Source organism: Segetibacter sp. 3557_3, assembly GCF_004354985.1.
Lineage (GTDB): Bacteria > Bacteroidota > Bacteroidia > Chitinophagales > Chitinophagaceae > Segetibacter.
This window is the reverse complement of sequence record NZ_SMSK01000001.1, coordinates 324259-342395: the sequence shown is the minus strand read 5'-3', so window position 1 is coordinate 342395 and position 18137 is coordinate 324259. Positions and strand designations below refer to the sequence as shown.

5 protein-coding genes are annotated in these 18137 nt (G+C 44.7%); 4 read left to right on the top strand and 1 reads right to left on the bottom strand.

Features of this window, described 5'->3' with window-relative positions; all coding sequences use genetic code 11:
• Nucleotides 1-36 precede the first annotated feature (36 nt).
• Both EXU57_RS01155 and EXU57_RS01150 read left to right on the top strand, forming a co-directional pair.
• Nucleotides 37-1113 (top strand): hypothetical protein, encoded by a 1077-nt coding sequence (locus EXU57_RS01155; RefSeq protein ID WP_133266329.1) that lies wholly within the window; start codon nt 37-39, stop codon nt 1111-1113.
• A 132-nt stretch (nt 1114-1245) separates the two neighbouring features.
• The gene (locus tag EXU57_RS01150) at nt 1246-12183 is read left to right on the top strand and encodes a CARDB domain-containing protein (RefSeq protein ID WP_133266328.1); all 10938 of its coding nucleotides are present in this window, start codon (nt 1246-1248) and stop codon (nt 12181-12183) included.
• A 1262-nt stretch (nt 12184-13445) separates the two neighbouring features.
• On the opposite strand, the gene EXU57_RS01145 is transcribed toward EXU57_RS01150, so the two are convergent.
• Entirely contained in the window at nt 13446-14405 is a 960-nt protein-coding gene (locus EXU57_RS01145) for an alpha/beta fold hydrolase (protein ID WP_133266327.1), read from the bottom strand.
• A gap of 752 nt (nt 14406-15157) precedes the next feature.
• Here EXU57_RS01145 and EXU57_RS01140 point away from each other — a divergent pair.
• Both EXU57_RS01140 and EXU57_RS01135 read left to right on the top strand, forming a co-directional pair.
• Nucleotides 15158-15364, top strand: coding sequence for a hypothetical protein (locus EXU57_RS01140; RefSeq protein ID WP_133266326.1), 207 nt, complete (start codon nt 15158-15160; stop codon nt 15362-15364).
• An 898-nt stretch (nt 15365-16262) separates the two neighbouring features.
• Nucleotides 16263-16904, top strand: coding sequence for an adenylate/guanylate cyclase domain-containing protein (locus tag EXU57_RS01135; protein ID WP_133266325.1), 642 nt, complete (start codon nt 16263-16265; stop codon nt 16902-16904).
• The last annotated feature ends 1233 nt before the right edge of the window (nt 16905-18137 follow it).

The following is an 18137-nucleotide window of genomic DNA, read 5'->3' as shown; positions in this document are numbered from 1 at the left end:
GCACCTCCGCATTTTGTACACCTAAACCTACCGCTTATGTTCAAGCTTTGCTCTACTACATTTTTTGTTGTTTACTTACTTACAATCTCCTCTACAACGTTCGCCAAAATCTGGCGTGTAAATAACAACTCCGGTATTGCCGCAGATTTTACTACACTGACCAATGCGCATAACGGAGCAGCAGCAGGCGACACGTTACATGTGGAGGGCTCTCCTAACAGCTATGGAAGCCTAACTGCAACTAAGAGGCTTATCATCATTGGTCCGGGATATTATCTGTCTCAAAACGAAAATACCCAGGCATTGAAGCTTACTGCACGGGTCGACGGTATAACTGTGAATACGGGTGCCAGCGGCACCCAAATTATGGGGATGGACTTCAATGGTTATAGCGTATCAGTTTTTGCGAATGACGTGGTCATAAAAAGAAACAGGTTTTCCTCCACAAATGGGGCAAACATGGATTGGGTTGCCGGATTAATTAATACTTATTATACAAACAACAGTTCAAATCTGCCGGCGAATAATATCATCATTAGCCAAAACTATGGTGTAAGGATTGATATAAATTACCCGTCTACCGGCGTGTTGATAACTAACAACTATCTACTATATGGTACTGGTTATGGTGATAATACAACGGGAGCAGCGTTAGGTATGCATGCCAATGCGATTGCAATCATTCAAAACAACGTAATCAGAAACGGAAAATTAGCAATTAATAACAGCAGTTTTACGAACAATATTATGGTTGCGGGCTCCTTCGACGGCGCGGGTAACTTAATTTCCAACAACCTGGCCAGTGGTACCCAATTTGGAACTGAGAATAATAACAGGGCAAATGTGGATATGAGTTCCGTATTTATAGGTGCAGGTGCCAATGTGTCTCCCGATCAACAATGGCGACTTAAAGCAGGATCCCCTGCCATCGGAGCAGGTTTCGGAAGCACAGCCCAAAACCCCGTGGATGCAGGCATGTTTAGTGGCCACACCCCATACGTTCTGGCCGGTTTGCCTCCTGTGCCAACCATATATTTCTTCGAAAACAAGCCAGTGGGCAGTGATACAGATCCCATTACTGTCACAATCAAAGTGAAGTCTGTGGGTAATTGACAAGTGATCTGCTTTTCTTGAAAGTACCAGGTACGTGAAGCAAACTGCAACTTGCGTTGCTAAGATTCTACAGCTACCAGCTGTCATCGTTACACTCTGCCCTACAACCTTCTGCCACACTACAAGCTTACTATGAGAGCTATATACCCGCCCATTAAAGTTTGCACTACAGCCCTTGCTTTGTTGTGTATATCGGTTATTACAAGTGCACAAAACATTTCGAGGATTGAATACTTTGTAAATACCGATCCTGGCTTTGGTCAGGCTACCAGCGTGCCGGTTTCTTCGGGGCAGGATATTACCTCCTCCTTTCAGTTCCATGTCAACTCGCTTACGCCCGGCTTTCATAGCCTTTATGTCAGAAGTTATGTTGCTCCTTATAAATCACCGGGAGATACCACATGGAAAGGTGGTTGGTCCTTAACCAGCAAACGCACTTTCTTTAAAGAAACGATTAGCAGCAATACAGCTAATTTAGCTAATGTAGTTGCCGGCGAGTATTTTGTGGATAGTGATCCTGGCTTTGGTAGAGGTACGAACATTCCTGTTTCACCATCCACCAATTTATCTAATGTTTCTTTTACAATAGACATTACATCTTTATCAAATGGCTTTCATAACCTGTACGCCAGATTTAGAAATGCAGATGGCACATGGGGATTAACAACAGTAAAAACGTTCTATAAAGAACACGTTCCAAACGTTGGCAGCGCACTTTCCAATATCGTAACTGGAGAATATTTCATTGATACTGATCCCGGTTTTGGTGCCGGCATCAACATACCATTTACACCTCGCACAGATGTTAGTAACATAACTTTCACCGCCGACATCACCACCGTCAGCAATGGGTTCCATACATTATACGTTCGGTTTAGAGATGCTGACGGAAAGTGGGGTCATACAAATACACGAAATTTCTATAAGGAACAATTGCGGTCAGGACAAGCTGTTCCAAACGTTGTGCGGATGGAATACTTCATCGACAATGATCCTGGTTTTGGTAATGGAAAGGCCGTAGCAATTAATGCCTCAGCCGACATCAACAATCTGGTATTTCCAATAGATATGTCCAACATTTCTATAGGAAATCACAGAATTTATGTACGGGCGCAGGATGCGAACGGGGTATGGAGTCTTACCAGCACAGGGAGCTTTAAGGTAGAGGCTCCTGGTGAACTGTTTATCACTGTTGCCAGTGTTGGAAGTCCACTATGCGCAGGCGCTGCGGTTGCGGTTCCCTTTACAGTTAATGCTCCTTTCGGTTCAAATAACGTATTTACCGCGCAACTATCCAGCAGTAATGGCAGCTTTACAAATGCGGTAAACATTGGTACGTTCGCGGGCCGCGACTCGGACACTATCCGCGCCACCATTCCGGCGAATGCTGCTGCAGGCACCGGGTATCGCATCCGTGTTATCGCAAGCTCTCCGCTTGATACAAGCGCAGCAAATAGTCAGCCTATAACCATCAATAGGGTTCCGGATCAAGGATTTTCCATCAGTGGCCGGGCAACATCATGTATCGCAACTGAAGTGTATAGTGTAAGCAGTGTTCAGAACAATGTTAATTACACATGGAGTTTAACAGGAGGTGGCAGTTTTGACACTTCCGGTATATCTACCACCGTTACCTGGTCCGGTACTGGTTTGCATACCTTGTCTGTAACTCCGTCGAATGCATGTGGAAACGGTCCGGTGAGAACCTTACAAGTACGTGTTTTTGATGTACCCCCGGCGATTACACCAACTATTACTTCCAATGGTAAGATACTGATTATACCACCTGCTACAGCAACACAGGGCGTCGCAGGGTACGAGTGGTATAAAGATGGCGTTTTGATAACGGGAGCAACTTCTACCACGTATAACGCGACTGCCGACGGATCCTACCGGGCCGCGTATGTAAATCCTTGTGGCGCGGGTCCTCTTTCAAGTCCGGTGAGTATCAACACATCTCTGACTGATTTTGTACTACGTGGAGAGGCTCTTTCGGAAGACAATAATTGCTTCCTGTTAACGCCGAACGCGGGCTCGAGATGGGGTGCGGTATGGTATAAGAACTACATAGATCTAACCGAGAACTTCGACTTCAATTTCAAGGTGTTCTTAGGAAATAACGACGGAGGTGCTGATGGAATTGCCTTTGTTCTTCAGCCAACCAGCACATCTTCAGGCAGCGAAGGTTTTGGCCTGGGTTACCAGGGCATCAATCCCTCCATTGCAGTTGAGTACGACACGTGGCAGAACAGCGGCGAACCTTCGTATGATCATATAGCTATCCATCGAAATGGCGATCCTTTAACCACCGGGGTAGTGGCAGGTCCCGTACAGGCGCATTCAACAAGGGTTAATATTGAAGATGGTCAATGGCATACCACCAGGTTGGTTTGGAATGCTACAGCAAAAACCCTGATCGTCTATTTCGACAGTACTGAAAGGATCACCTATACCAACGATATCATTGCAAACATGTTCAACGGTAATCCTCGCGTATACTGGGGCTTTACTGCTGCAACAGGTTCAGCATCTAACCTTCAAAAGTTTTGCATCGACTCCAGTTCATTCCAATTATACAAACAGGTACAAACGATCAGTTTCGACTCAATACCCGATAAAACTTTCAATGATCCCCCGATAAAATTAAATGCAACTGCTTCATCCGGCTTGCCGGTAACCTTTAGTGTTGTCAGCGGACCGGCTACAGTTAGAAACGATACACTTACCATTACTGGTGCAGGTATTGTAAGAGTCCGTGCTCAGCAGTCCGGCGATAGTGTATATCATAGTGCATCCGCAGAACGTACCTTCAATGTAACCAAGGCTAACGCTTCGATCACCTTGGGTAACCTAATTCAAACCTATACGGGTACAGCTAGAACGGTGTCGGTACAAACCCAGCCAGCAGGGCTGCCGGTAAGTGTCACTTATAATGGCAACACGTCTGCACCGGTAAATGCCGGCAGGTACGAAGTAATTGCCACTGTAAACACGGCTAATTATACGGCTACTGTTTCCGACACGTTAGAAATACAGAAGGCCAACCAGGTAATCAATCTCGAAGCAATAACAAACGTATTTCCCGGCTCAGATCCTGTTGCAATACGTGCAAGTTCTACCTCTGGATTAAAGGTGGTTTTCACGCTTCAAACCGACCCTCCCGGCATTGCAACGATCAGTAATGATTTACTTACCGTTACAGCGCCCGGCAGTATAACGATCATTGCGAACCAGGCGGGCAATGCTAACTATAATCCTGCACCACAGGTTACGCATACTTTCCAGGTCACTGGTGCGCCTGCGAACATGGAGTATGTATCAGGCACTGCTACACAGCCAAATACCGTCAGCATTCAAAAGAATACTGCCAATAATTTGATATTGGGTATTGAAATTGTTACTACAGGCTTGTTCAGCCCTATCAAACCTGTATTTACATTCAATACAAATGGTTCCATTAACCCGGCGACAGATATTACAAGAGCTAAGCTCTTTTATACTGGAGGTAACAGCACCTTCTCAACAAGCACCCTTGCAGGCACATTCAATGCTCCTAACGGTACATTCCAGATTGCAAGTTCGGTCGCACTTGCAGGAAACGTCACCAACTATTTCTGGCTGGTGTATGATGTGCCTTCCTCTGCAGGAAATGGTAACCTGCTCGATGCAGAGTTGATATCGATAGATGCCAGGGGAGCAAAAGTGCCCACTGTTCAGGCACCGGCTGGTAATCGGTTCATCTGCCCTACTCCAACAATTGCAGCCAACAGAACTACAATATGTGCCGGCACATCTGTGACATTAACCTCTGACATTGCTTCTAACATAAGATGGTCAACCGGTGAGACAACGCAAAGCATCCAAGTGACCCGGGCCGGTACTTACCAGGTTATTTACAACGATCCCGGCAACTGCTCCAGCACTTCCAGTCCGCTTACAATAACGGTTGAACCGAGGCCTTCTATTTCGATTTCCGGAGCCTCTACACTTTGCCGAGGAGATGCGGTACAACTGGCAGTAAACAATGCATCAGGCGTTCAATGGTCCACCGGACAAACAACTAATGCGATAACTGTATCACCTACCGATACTGCAAAGTATCGGGCTACTTATACTACTGCACTCAACTGCACGTATACCGACAGTGTTACCATCAACGTGATCTCTCCATCAACACCAACTGCAGTTAGCAACATGCTTCCTTCGAACGGTGTCCTCAATGCATTTTTACCACTAAACTTTTCATGGGCGCCCGGTACAAATGCATCAGATTACGATCTGTACATCTGGCCGGCAGGTAATACTCGCCCCGCAACTCCGACCGTTCCAAATATCAAGGTCATCAACCTGACTTACAATGGCAACCTTACTTATGGCATAGTATACAACTGGCAGATCATCTCTAAAAACTCATGTTTGCAAACAGAAGGTCCGGTTCAAACATTTACCTTACGCAATCTGCCCGATTTGATTGTTGAGAAGGTACAAACGCCTAATTTCCTGTATGCTAGTCAACGATTAACGGTTAGTTGGGAGGTAAAGAATACAGGTTTGGGAAGCACCAATTCGCAAAGCTGGAGAGATGGTGTGTATCTATCCCTTGACACCGTCTTAAATACAACCGTAGACATACAGCTAGGCACCGTAAACAACCTGAGTTATTTACCTCCCGGGCAAAGCTATATTCAGAATGCATCCTTTGCTTTACCTGAGAATATTGCTGGCAGTTACTACGTGCTGGTGAAGACAGACGCACTTGAGCAATTGCAGGAGCAGGCAGAAGAGAATAACTATTCCCACAACCAGGGCGAAACGATGTTGAGCATATCCATTCCACCTAAAGCTGACCTTATAGTAAGCTCAGTGGGTGCACCAATATCGGCCTTCGGTGGAAGTAATATCACTTTAAATTACTCCGTGAAAAACGTAGGACAAGTCGATGCCGCAGGCAGAGCTGTCACTTCCTACCCTGCCGTTTCCAGTACTACAACCGGTAGTGTTGACCCGACACGCTGCGATCTTACCGAGCGGTACTGGAGAGACGTAGTTTACATTTCCGAAGACTCTGTTTTCAGTTTATCTAAGTCTACTTTGCTGAGCGATGTATATATAGGATTTAGATCAGCAGCAGCCATACCGCGGGTGTGTGAGAATTCTGCATCGTGGAATGCAGTAAACGACTATCTGTTGAAGGATAGCAGCTACAGCAGAGCTGTACCGCTCAAAATTCCTCATACCTATGTTGGCCGATATTTCCTCTTTGTGTTGACAGATCGATATGATCACGTTTCGGAACTCACCGACATTAACAATTTACAGCGTAGTGCAGTGATCAGTATAACACTTACCCCGCCCCCTGACCTGGTGGTCAGCAACATAAGTGCTCCTACAACCGCATTATCGGGCAGCAATACAACAACTACCTGGCGGGTAACGAATAGTGGGGCTAATCCTCCCGTTGAATCTACATGGAAAGACAAAGTATACCTCTCAACTTCCGAGAACTGGAATGCCGCACAAAGCATCCTGGTCGGAACGTTTGTTAAAACCCATGGAAATTTGCTGAGTGCAGATTCAGCTTACGCTCCATCAATCAACTTCAGGATACCCGACGGGTTATCCGGTACGTACTATGTTTATGTACACACGGATGCGGAGAACAATGTGTTCGAATACACTTTTGATAACAACAATATCAGCCGTTCCGCAAACTCTATCAACATAGTCCTTTCTGCTTATCCTGATCTGATTGTTGAATCAATACAGGTGAGTGATACAGTAGAAGCTGAAAAACCTTTTGATGTAACATGGGTGGTGAAGAACCAGGGTGCTGCAAAAACAAGTAGCAGCTGGACGGACAGAGTTTACTGGTCAAAAGACTCCGTGTGGAATATTGCGACTGCGGGCGAACTTGCAACTATCACCCATGTCAAGGCTTTAGACACTAGTGAGACCTATACCAGTAAGGCTGCCATCACATTACCCCGCGGCGTAACCGGCTCGTTTTATATGTACGTAGCTACCGATTTAACTAACGATGTTTATGAGCACTTACACGAAGACAACAATGTAAGGCAGTTGCAGAACAACGGCACTACGTCGCCTCGTCCTTTGCCGTTTGTTGTTACCCCAAGTACAAACTCTGCTGACCTGGCAATAACTTCCTTTACGGGTCCCTCTTCAACAGGATCTGGTGATACGGTTACCGTCAATTGGTCGGTCGTTAACAGCGGTAATGCAGCTACGAATACCAGGGTATGGACAGATAGAGTATTTATTTCTGCAGATACTACAATAGATGCAGGTGATATACAGCTCACAGGTAGAACAAAGACTGCCGTTCTGCAGTCTGGCAGTACATATAACGAGAGTGCGAGGCTGGCAATACCGAACTCATATAACGGCCTGTACTATATTCTGGTAAGAGCCGACGCTGATGGGAAGATCACCAACGAATCGTCGACCACCAATAATCTCGCCCGGTTCGCGATCAACATTACACAAACGACTGTGCCCGATTTGATCGTACAGAGTCTTACTATCCCTGCCACATTAATCAGTGGCCAGCAGTTGACGGTGTCTTTCACAATACGAAACCAGGGGGCTGGTGCAACAAGACCCGGAGCTTGGTCCGAACAATTCTTTATAGGTTCAAGCCCGGACCCCAGGAATGCCACCCCATTAACAGCCTTCAACCGAAATGCACCACTCGCAGCCGGAGAAACTTATACCGGCACTGTAACGGTCACCATGCCGTCTTATTTGTCGGGCAACTACTATTTTATTGCTGTTACCGATCAGAATAATAAGGTGTACGAGGCAAGTGCCGAAAATAACAACATCAGCACAACTGTAATAAATCTTAGTATTCCTGCACCTGCTAATTTATTAGTTAGCACGCTGAATGTTCCTGGCAGCGTAACGCTTGGTGATGATGTAAACGTAAACTATACTGTAAAGAACGTGGGTACCAATCCGGCTGTCGGTAAACTACGCGATGCATTACACCTTTCTGTTGATACCATTTTAAATGGAGCAGTGGACAAGTTGATCTTCAATAAAGATCAACAGATATTGATCAATCCCGGTGATTCAATTAGTAATAGTGTCACTGCCCAAATGCCTGGCGTACTGGAAGGAAATTACTACGGAATAGCCAGCACCAACACGCTTCAGCGCATCATAGAAACGGATTACAGTGATAACGCAAAAGTTTCAAACAATACATTAGCCGTATCTATTAAGCAACTAACACTGGGTGTAACTGAAACTACTAATCTGGCCAACAGCAACTATCTGTACTACAAAGTAGCAGTAGGTGCCAACCTCGATCTCATTGTCGATCTAAAGAGCAACCAGCCAAACGGCTCTAACGAAATGTATGTTGCCTTTGGCCGGGTTCCTTCCCCGAACGACTTCGACTACTTATTTGAACGGCCAAATAGTACTGAGCAACAGGTTCTGGTGCCCGGAACGCAACAAGGCTTCTATTACATCATGGTTAGCACTGTAACCCAGTTTGGTACACCGCAGCAGGTTGAAATTCTGGCTGAGGCATTGCCGTTTACTGTGCTTTCAGTAGCGCCGCACGCGGTAGGTAAAAGTGTGGTGACGACCCTGGTGAAGGGTGCAGGCTTTAAGCCAGGTACACAGTTCTACCTCAATACAAACACTGGTGCAGTTACCGGTACTATAAAGAGGTTGTATAACAGCATGAAGGCAGATTTGACATGGGACTTGACAAACGTTCCGGTTGGATCTTATACGGTTTATGCAAAGAATCCGGATAACGAAGTGGTGCAACTGAACAATGGACTCGTAGTAGAAACATCGAGCGGATTCCTCGTGGATTACAACCCCGTTGCCCCAAGTCTTCTAAGAGTAGGCGGTAAGGGTCATTATACCTTCTACTTCCAAAATAAAGGCAATGTAGATATACCAATCGCACAAGGAGATATAACAATACTAACCAGCGCAGAGGTCGTTCAGCTTAAAACCACGGGAAAAGTTCGCAGCAGAAGGCAACTCGCGCAAAACAGTGCAATTGGAATAGAAGACTATTACCTGGAAGGTAATGGAAAAGTTATTCCGTTTATCGCCCATCATCTGGCACCGGGTGAAACATTCTCCATAAATCTTGTTGTAAGTAATTTCACTACTGCCACTTTCCCTGTCAGGGTAAGAGCAGAGGGATATTCTACTAACAACTTCATCGAAAGGCAGGCTGTGGTAGCAGAAAACTTACGACAGTCAGTGTTAAGCGGCCTTGCGCCTGTAAGTGGCATCCCCGGAATGCGTACACTTGCAGCAGATAGCATTGCATTTATTGACTCAATTTTCGGCGTTTATTACGATGCAGACTTATTTACAAGGCAAGATGTAAATGCGATACAAATAGTAGGTTGCCCAACATGCACCGGAGCCGAACCGATTGACACTACCACCAGGCGCAGATCTGGCTATACCTTTAGCCCTGGTGCCAGCCCTGGTACAGCTAACTTGACCAATGTTACTTTTGGTCCCGCACAATACATGTTATGGGAAATAAATCAGTATGCCGGCACGCCCGGGGGTAATCCGGGCTGGGACTTGATTCGGGCAAGTGGAACTTTGAATATAACCGCTACACCCCATTCGCCGTTTACCATTGTCGTAGCCTCACTCGATTACAATAACTACGGTAGCTACATGGCAGGCTGGTATCCCGCAGTGGATACAAGTTGGCCTATAGCAATAGCTGCAGGAGGGATAACAGGCTTCGATGCAGCCAAATTTGCTCTCGACACTTCACTGTTTGTGTTATACAATTATACCTATGGAGGAAAGTTTGGTTTAAGGTTGAAAGGTACTGATACCCTTCTGCTTACGTTCACGTCCTTTAAACCTGGCCCTGGCCAGCCTGGTGTACCCGGTGCACCAGGTGGATGGGGGCAGCCTGGTTCTCCGGGTGGCCCCGGAGGTCCTGGTGCTCCCGGTGGCCCGGGAGGTGCTGGAGGCCCAGGTGCTCCCGGTGGTCCCGGTGGACCCGGCGGGCCCCCACCCGGTCCTGGTCTGCCACCCGGTCCAAGTGGTCCTTCTGGTCCGGATACACCAACTCCACCCCCAGGTACCCCTCCTGGAACACCCCCCGGAACGCCTCCAGGCACACCACCTGCGACACCTCCCGGTACGCCTCCGGGTACTGGTCCTGGCAGTGGCCCCGGCCCCGGCAGCGGTTCCGGTTCCGGTTCAGGCTCGGGATCAGGGTCGGGCTCAGGATCAGGTTCGGGTTCTGGACCTGCTCCGGGCCCTGGTCCCGGTCCGGTACCATGTGGCTCTGACAATCTTGGGCAGATAATATGCAATGTTACGTTTACTACCACCGGTTGCATTCTTACAGGTGCCGGTTGCTGGGCCGGATATACTGCGGTGGCTAATGTGCCAGGTGCGATCATCGGAGGGGCAATTTGTGGTCTTGGAATTGCGAGCTGCATCAATAGTATAAAAGGGGTAATAGATGATCCTGCCAATACAGGCGGAGTTGACCTGATGGGATGTATCCCTGGTGTAAATGGCAAAGGAGTTCCAGACATAAGTCTAGGTGGTTTGGCATCACCCATCAATTGCGGATTGCAATGGCTGTGTAACCAGGTCGTAAAATCATGCGATCCAAACGATATCATAGGTCCGCAAGGTTATGCCGCACCTAAGTATGTTGCAGCAAACAGCATCATGCCTTACACCATCAGGTTTGAGAATGACTCAACTTTCGCTACTGCACCAGCGCAAATGGTTGAAATCAGGCAGGTGTTAGACGCAAATCTGAATCCGTTATCGTTTAGAGTAAAAGACTTTGGTTTTGGAAGTTACACGTTTACTGTTCCTGAAAACACCTCGTCTTACTTCCATACTGTGGACTTACCAGACTCGCTCGGTTACGATTTACAGGTAACTGCTGGCATCGATATCACTAAAAATGAGGCATTCTGGATCCTGCAAACCGTGGATCCCGCTACTGGTTTACCTCCTGTAGACCCCTTAAAAGGTTTCCTTGCTATCAACGACATCAAGGGAAGTGGTGAGGGTTTTGTAAGCTATACGGTGAGACCCAGAGTTACGGTAAACACAGGAGATACGGTATATGCATTGGCCGATATCGTGTTTGACATAAACGCGCCAATTGTGACCCCACGAATATTTAACACCATTGATGCTTTACCACCTGTAAGTAAGATGAACCCTTTGCCAACGAGAACCGACAGTACATCTGTATCGCTGACCTGGAGTGGCAGGGATGATATGGGAGGTAGCGACATTCGGGAATATGCCCTTTATGTTTCTGAGAACGGGGGTCCTTTCGTTCAATATATGAAGGGTATTCTAGACACAACGATTACGTTCAGCGGCGCTTTGGGCAATACTTATGGCTTCTTTACTATAGCCACTGATAATGTAGGCAATCAGGAACAAATGAAATCCGGAGCAGAAGCAACCATCTATATTGGCAGCGGTGGCCCCTTACCTATCACATTAATGCACTTTAAAGGCGAACAAATACGTCAGGCTGTGATATTAACCTGGATCACTGCAAATGAAGTGAACAATAAATTGTTTATCATAGAAAGATCCATCGACGGGGTGCGATTTGAGAAAATTGGGAACGTGAAAGCGGTAGGCAACAGCACCCGGATTAACTATTATAGTTTTGCCGATAATGATGCTTTAGCTCAGTCTGCAAAAGTTCTTTACTATCGTCTTCAACAGGTAGATGCAGATGATAAAGGGACTTATTCGAATGTTGTGATGATAACATTAGGGAAGGTTTCGAATGAACAGGAATTCAGGGTTTATCCAAATCCATTTACTAAAACAATTAACCTTTTAATTAATACAGCCGGTTCAGTTAAAAGTGATGATAAGGTGGAATTATTGACTATTGAAGGACAATTGTTGTACCAGAAGAATTTATCAGGAAGGAGAAACAATGTACCGGTTTATTTGAATGATTTACCAAACGTTGCTTCTGGTATCTACATTCTAAAAACGGTCCTGAATGGTAAACCAACTTCCACAAAAATTTACAAGCAATAACGGGATAAGCTGTAGGTGAAACAAAATCCATCTTAACAACGCTCTAAAAGCAATGAAACTATTTTCGGGTGCCGGTTATCTGCGGTCCGGTTTTCCTTGACATACTTTTCATAATAGTCGAAGAAATTAGCCATGAGCTTATGTTGCAGGATATAACCTGAACCTACTGCCTTGGCGGTCCAGGATCACCTGTGCCCGTTTGGTCTTCAGGAAAGCAAATGCTTCCTTGTTGTGGGTCTTCCGGATTGGGGTACCTTGATGTGCATAAGTATAGATCACGGTTGCACGACTTTCGCCGGATCCCTTGCCTTATTAGAAATCGTACCAGAATTTTGCGCTATCTCTGGAGGGTTTGGTGTAGAGCTTTACATTTTTATGGCTCCTTTTTATGCGAGCCAGGTGGGGACAGCCGTGAGCAAAATCTAAGCCCAAAGGGGTGAAAAAGCGTAACAAGGTGGCAGAAAATGGCTCGCAAATCGATATCTATTTGACACTTTGTATATACCCCTGATGATAAGCCCTCGAATTAACCGTATGTTTAGTGGAGCACATATTTGGCACTTCGTCTACATTCATCAAACCTTTTTTAAATTGAACAGCTTGTTTTTTAGAATGTTTGCAAAGCGAGCCTTCGATGATATACTTTAAGGGGAGCTTCAACTCGTAAGACTTAGACAGTGATAAGAATAGTGTCTCGCGTTATTGCGACAATAAACTGGTGTGTATCGGTTCTATCGACGATAAAAAGAATAATCGAGACAATATCCTTAATACGGTCTCATGGCATAAAGTTGCCCCTAGCAGGTCTCTAGTAATATTTCCAGAAGTTTTAGCTCTTTACTTTGTTCTAGTGAGCTATACTGGCAAAACGTGTTCGTGTGATTGCGTATGGTAAGTTTTTATTTTATAGAAAAGTTCAATTACTGCTACAATAAACGCGACCACAGCTGCGATTACAGCTGTGCTGCACAAGTGAAAGTATCTGTGGTTTGTTCTTTTACAACCGGAAAGTCGGCTGATTGACGTGTTAATAGTTCTAGGTGCCTTAAAATAGATTTATCTCCTGATTGTTCAGTGCGTCTCTCGGGCCTGCTCGCTCTCCCTTAAACAAAAAATCTCAGCAACTGTGCTAACAATTCTTAAACAGGCAAATTAAGATCTTCCACAAAGAAGCGGAATTTATTTGTGTAGAAGTCGCTTGGCGAAAAGTTTCATTTAGGTACTAAATGATGAGCTAATTGACATCATTTGCTTTGCACGTACTAATCTTTTCGAAGAAAATGATTAACAGCCCGGAAGAATTGTCTTGGCACCTCAAGATATGGAAAATGTCCAACTCCCTTAAGCAGTAAGAGCCGACCATTAGGAAGAACTGTGGCCCACTCTTGAGCGGCTGATTGTGGCAGGGGGTCTGCAGTTCCATGGATGATGAGCGTTGGTGCTAGGACCTTGCTTAGCGGTGATCGCCAGTCCCATTGTCCAAGAGATGCCATTGTATAACGATCTACACTACTCATTTTGTTGCGGCGTGACTCCAACGTCCCGGCACAAAAATCTCCTTTACTGCGTGTCGCGGCATTACGATTTCCGTAGAATGCTTCAAACCAAAGTGCGTACAAAGCCGTGCAAACAGCTGTGTTACCTGGATCGGCCACACTTTTTTCATGTAACTCACGCATACGCTTTAGGGTGGTACTGTCTCGTCTAGCTTCCAAGTTCCGGGAGGCTTCTCCCAACTGATGCTGTTGCAGTGGGAGGGCACCTACAATGATCATTTTGTCCACTTTCTCAGGATAGCGGGTTGCGTAAAGTGATATGACCGCAGACCCCCACGAATGTCCCAGCAATGCCAATTTTTTAATACCGAAGTACTTCCGTATCGCTTCTAAATCTTCAGCGAAGCGTTGCGCATCAAGCGAGATAGAGTCGCTAACAAGTGTTGACCGGCCTGTACCACGTTGATCGTAAAAAAGAAGTGTGTGATTGACAGCAAGTGGCGCCAGATCGTCAAAAAAATAATCCATGGTCAATCCGGGTCCACCATGAATAACTACCAAGGTATCTGGGCGAGCCCCAAGTAGACGGTAGAACAGGCGCACACCATTAGCGGCCTCAACATAGCCTTCCTGTGCTCGGAACACCGTCGATGTTCTCTCAGCTGTCTTGCAACCGAACAGAACAACAAGAAGAAACAACATCGAATTTGACACACTCTTTAACATATTAATTTCGGTAGGCAATTCGCGACTGGCAACTGACCATAACAGTTGCGCTTGTGCAAAATAGCATTACTGACGCCTAGTTAGGGCAATAACGCTACTATAAGTGCCACAGCAACAATCAAAATTATCAACGCTGCCATAAAGTGGTTAAAACTTGGTTCAGTAACTTATGGTTACCAGAAGCAATTGCCCTTCTTGTATAAAGCTGTAGTTAATGTACAAATATTTTTAAACATATACTACTCTTCAACTAAGTCGATGGATAAGCACCTGCGGAAGAAGGTTTGTACTTTGTCGAAACGTACCGTTGTTTAAGACGGCGTGAGTTATTACTCGGTTATCCGTGGGCATGGTAAAGAGCAGCTGAGCAGTTTGAGGAACGAAAAACACATTTTTTCTGAGACAAGGTTCGCTCAGCAATAAACCACAGTCAACGTTGGTTATAATCGCTTGATGTGAGTCATTTGCGATAATAGGTACTGGGTCTGAACGAAAGATCCTTTTTTTTGTGGTTTAAATTCCGCGCGGATTCGAACTAGTTGCCTTAACCCAGATCCCCTAAGGTCAAGCCTGGCTAGATAATGACCATTACGCTTCCGGCGCCACGGTTTCCACATCCTGAAACACGTATAAAATGAGTCATTTTCTTAAAAAAATCGTAAAAGACAAAATGGAACACTACTACGAATAGTGTCTCACTGTTTATGGAGAATTTCAAAAGTTCAGTCTTAGGTAAAATAAAAACTGTTACTATGAAGCAATTATTTTTTCTTTTTTGTTTTGTTTTTGGCTTAGCTTCCTACTCCTACTCCCAGCAGAAGAAGACTCCACCCAAAGTTAATTTAGAGAACTTTCAGCCGCCAAAGGAAAAGAACATTAAAAAGGAAAAGAAAAGTAAAAAGATGGCAATTCCAAAAGTTGACATATCTAATTTCAAGCCTCCAAAAAAAGAAAATTAGCAGGGTATAAAAGAAAACGGCAGACAGCCTGTATCCTTAGTCGGCTCTTGTTTTAAAGGTATTTGTTGCGGTAATCAAGCATCAAATGTGCAAACCAACACACTCCCAAATGGAAGTGTTATAGCCAAATCCTTAGTAACCGCGTGAAAGAACAACCATATTACTAGATAATCCTTTTGATCACATATATACGGAGCAATCAACATTGGTAAAAGTAAAGAGACATAATTGCTCATACTGTCTCACACATGTACATTTTCCTTTTCAGAAACGTATATTGATAACTGTTCACCTCAACCATAAACTACACCTCTTAAGGTTATCTCTTTTTATTTCATGTGTAAGCAATGAGTTTGGCCATTATCCCAATTCAATACGTAAGGACTCCATACGACCCAACCTTACGGCAAATATTCAAGAAGATTTTATCAATTAGGGTGACCCTACATTGCGAAACCAGATGATTAGATTCAACAATACAATGGTGGGAAACATACGAATAGTCCAATAATTCCCGGATGCCAGATTTGCTTTCGTAAAAAATAAGGTGCATCAACATGCACCTTATTACAAAGAACTTACAATCTGCGCTGAGGTTGTAAGTTTACTCAACCCCGCACGTTGATGGCACTAATCTGGGCAGCAAACGCACTCAGCGCACGTACATACATCACAATTGCAATTCGGATTGCCGCAACTTTTACATGTTTGGCTTATCAGCCTTTTAAACTTTTTCATCATTTTTTATTTTGATTTATAATTCAAAGTTAGATACACGGTGAACCTTTCCGGTTACACTATTATGGATAAGATTTGTAAGATTTTGTGTTCCCCATATCGTTCCTTACTACTTGCATAAGTCTTTATATAAATGTATTTTTAAGCGTTGATTCCTTTTATGGAACAGGATATTGCTATATTGTTTGCGGATCTCTCAGGTTATACGGCGTTAACTGAAACCCATGGTTCGTTATCTGCCGCCGACTTGATTGATAGATATTTGTCTATTGTTAACGCTTCACTTATAGGTAGCAGTAAGTTGCAAGAACGTGTAGGAGATGAAGTATTGATTGTTTCCAACTTTGCTGATGAACTCCTTGCTACAGCTGAACTTTTATTGCAAAGAACGCAGGAGGAATACAACTTCTTGGAAGTCCATGGAGGTTTGCACGTGGGAAAAGTATTGAAACGCAATAATGGTTATTTTGGCTCTGCGCTTAATCTTACCGCCAGGTTAGCTTCGCAGGCAAATCCTGGAACTTTCCTGTGCTCCGGCGAGTTTATAAACGTAATTAGCAACAAGTCGATATATAAGTTCCTACCCAAAGGTCAATGTTATTTCAAAAATGTAAAAGACGCGATAGAGGTGTACGAAATCAAACTTTCGAAACCTACACATCTTTATATAGATCCTGTCTGCAAGATGATTGTGAACAATGAAGGAACTTCGTTTTCTCATCCCAACAAGCCTGACATTTTATTTTGTTCGCAACATTGCCTTGAGACGTATTTACAAACCCATGAAGTAAGATCAACTTGATTAAGGCTTGGTTACAGATTTAGCCAGATGTTAGCCATCTTTATCGCTCAAGAACTCGCCGGATCCAAAGCAAGTTTCTATTCCCGCCCGTTTTAAATGTGTTTATTGCTCAACTGATAAAATAACACGTTAGCCGGCTCAAACGAAGAGTTCCATCGTCGATAACGACCAGGATGATATCCATAGTTCTATTTCCCAAAGCATCACACGGTTGGTTTCCACTTTCCTGTCTGTTGAGGCGATCTCTTTGTCGAAACAGTGCCGTCGCCGAGCTGACCCAGACCATGCTATTCCACGCCCATTGTGTTTCGTCGGCTTTCAAGGCAAAGCTGTGGCTGTGGCCTACAGCCACGGTCGCCCATTTATTTACTGTGACCACCTGTGCCGTCGTCCAAAGGAAGACTGAGGTGCCTACACCAGTTGGCCGTCTTCATTTCGTTCCCAAGCCACAGGGTACCTTGTTTAATTTCGAGTTTAATTCGCATTTACGATAAACGTAAAACGGGTTGCGGAAAACGGAAATCAGGCATTTTGTGTAAGCGTAATAGTAAACCTCAATGGATTGTAAAACAATTTAGAGCAGTTTTTCTTTTGCTTTTACTTAATTAAGAGTCAATGTCGTCTAGCTAAGAATTTTTTTTTGGACCCAACTACTGGATTGCGATCGAACATCGTTGCGCTGTGCCCCCAATTTGTTGGTGGGTCGCACTCTTGTACTGCATAGCATTATTGAGCTGGTTAATTGACAAGCGACTTAACTAAACGACAACGAAACAAAAATGGATATAAAATGAATGTATCACATACAGAATGTTAACAAAGGAAAGAGCAATCCTGGTCATCTACCAACATTTCAAACCTAAAATCGCCAAAACGAATATGACCTCCCACGAGAACAGACCCGTTTTGTCGCTACCAATGCTCCACATCCGAAAAATAGCATTTCTACGGTTGGGCAAAGTCAACGGATCATCGTAGAACTTTAAGGCTAACAATAGTAAATCGATTTAAACCTATCTGCTTGCAACGTCTTGATGAGCCGTTAGTGAGAAACGGACTCCGATTCTCTCCATTACTAAGGGAGCGCTTTGCCACGGTGCGATAGCGGCTTTAATTGTCAGTGTGGAGCCACTTTGTCCTGTATAAAATGTTTGTCTGAAGCAACCTGAAATTTTCTAGTGTTTCAGTTGGTTTACGCGTTTGAATAATGATTGTAAGTCCATTTGTGGCTTC

What these genes read in the sequence shown, in the direction of transcription:
- EXU57_RS01155 (WP_133266329.1), top strand. Translation starts at nt 37, where the DNA reads ATGTTCAAGCTTTGCTCTACTACATTTTTTGTTGTTTACTTACTTACA.
- EXU57_RS01150 (WP_133266328.1), top strand. Translation starts at nt 1,246, where the DNA reads ATGAGAGCTATATACCCGCCCATTAAAGTTTGCACTACAGCCCTTGCT.
- EXU57_RS01145 (WP_133266327.1), bottom strand. Translation starts at nt 14,405, where the DNA reads ATGTTAAAGAGTGTGTCAAATTCGATGTTGTTTCTTCTTGTTGTTCTG.
- EXU57_RS01140 (WP_133266326.1), top strand. Translation starts at nt 15,158, where the DNA reads ATGAAGCAATTATTTTTTCTTTTTTGTTTTGTTTTTGGCTTAGCTTCC.
- EXU57_RS01135 (WP_133266325.1), top strand. Translation starts at nt 16,263, where the DNA reads ATGGAACAGGATATTGCTATATTGTTTGCGGATCTCTCAGGTTATACG.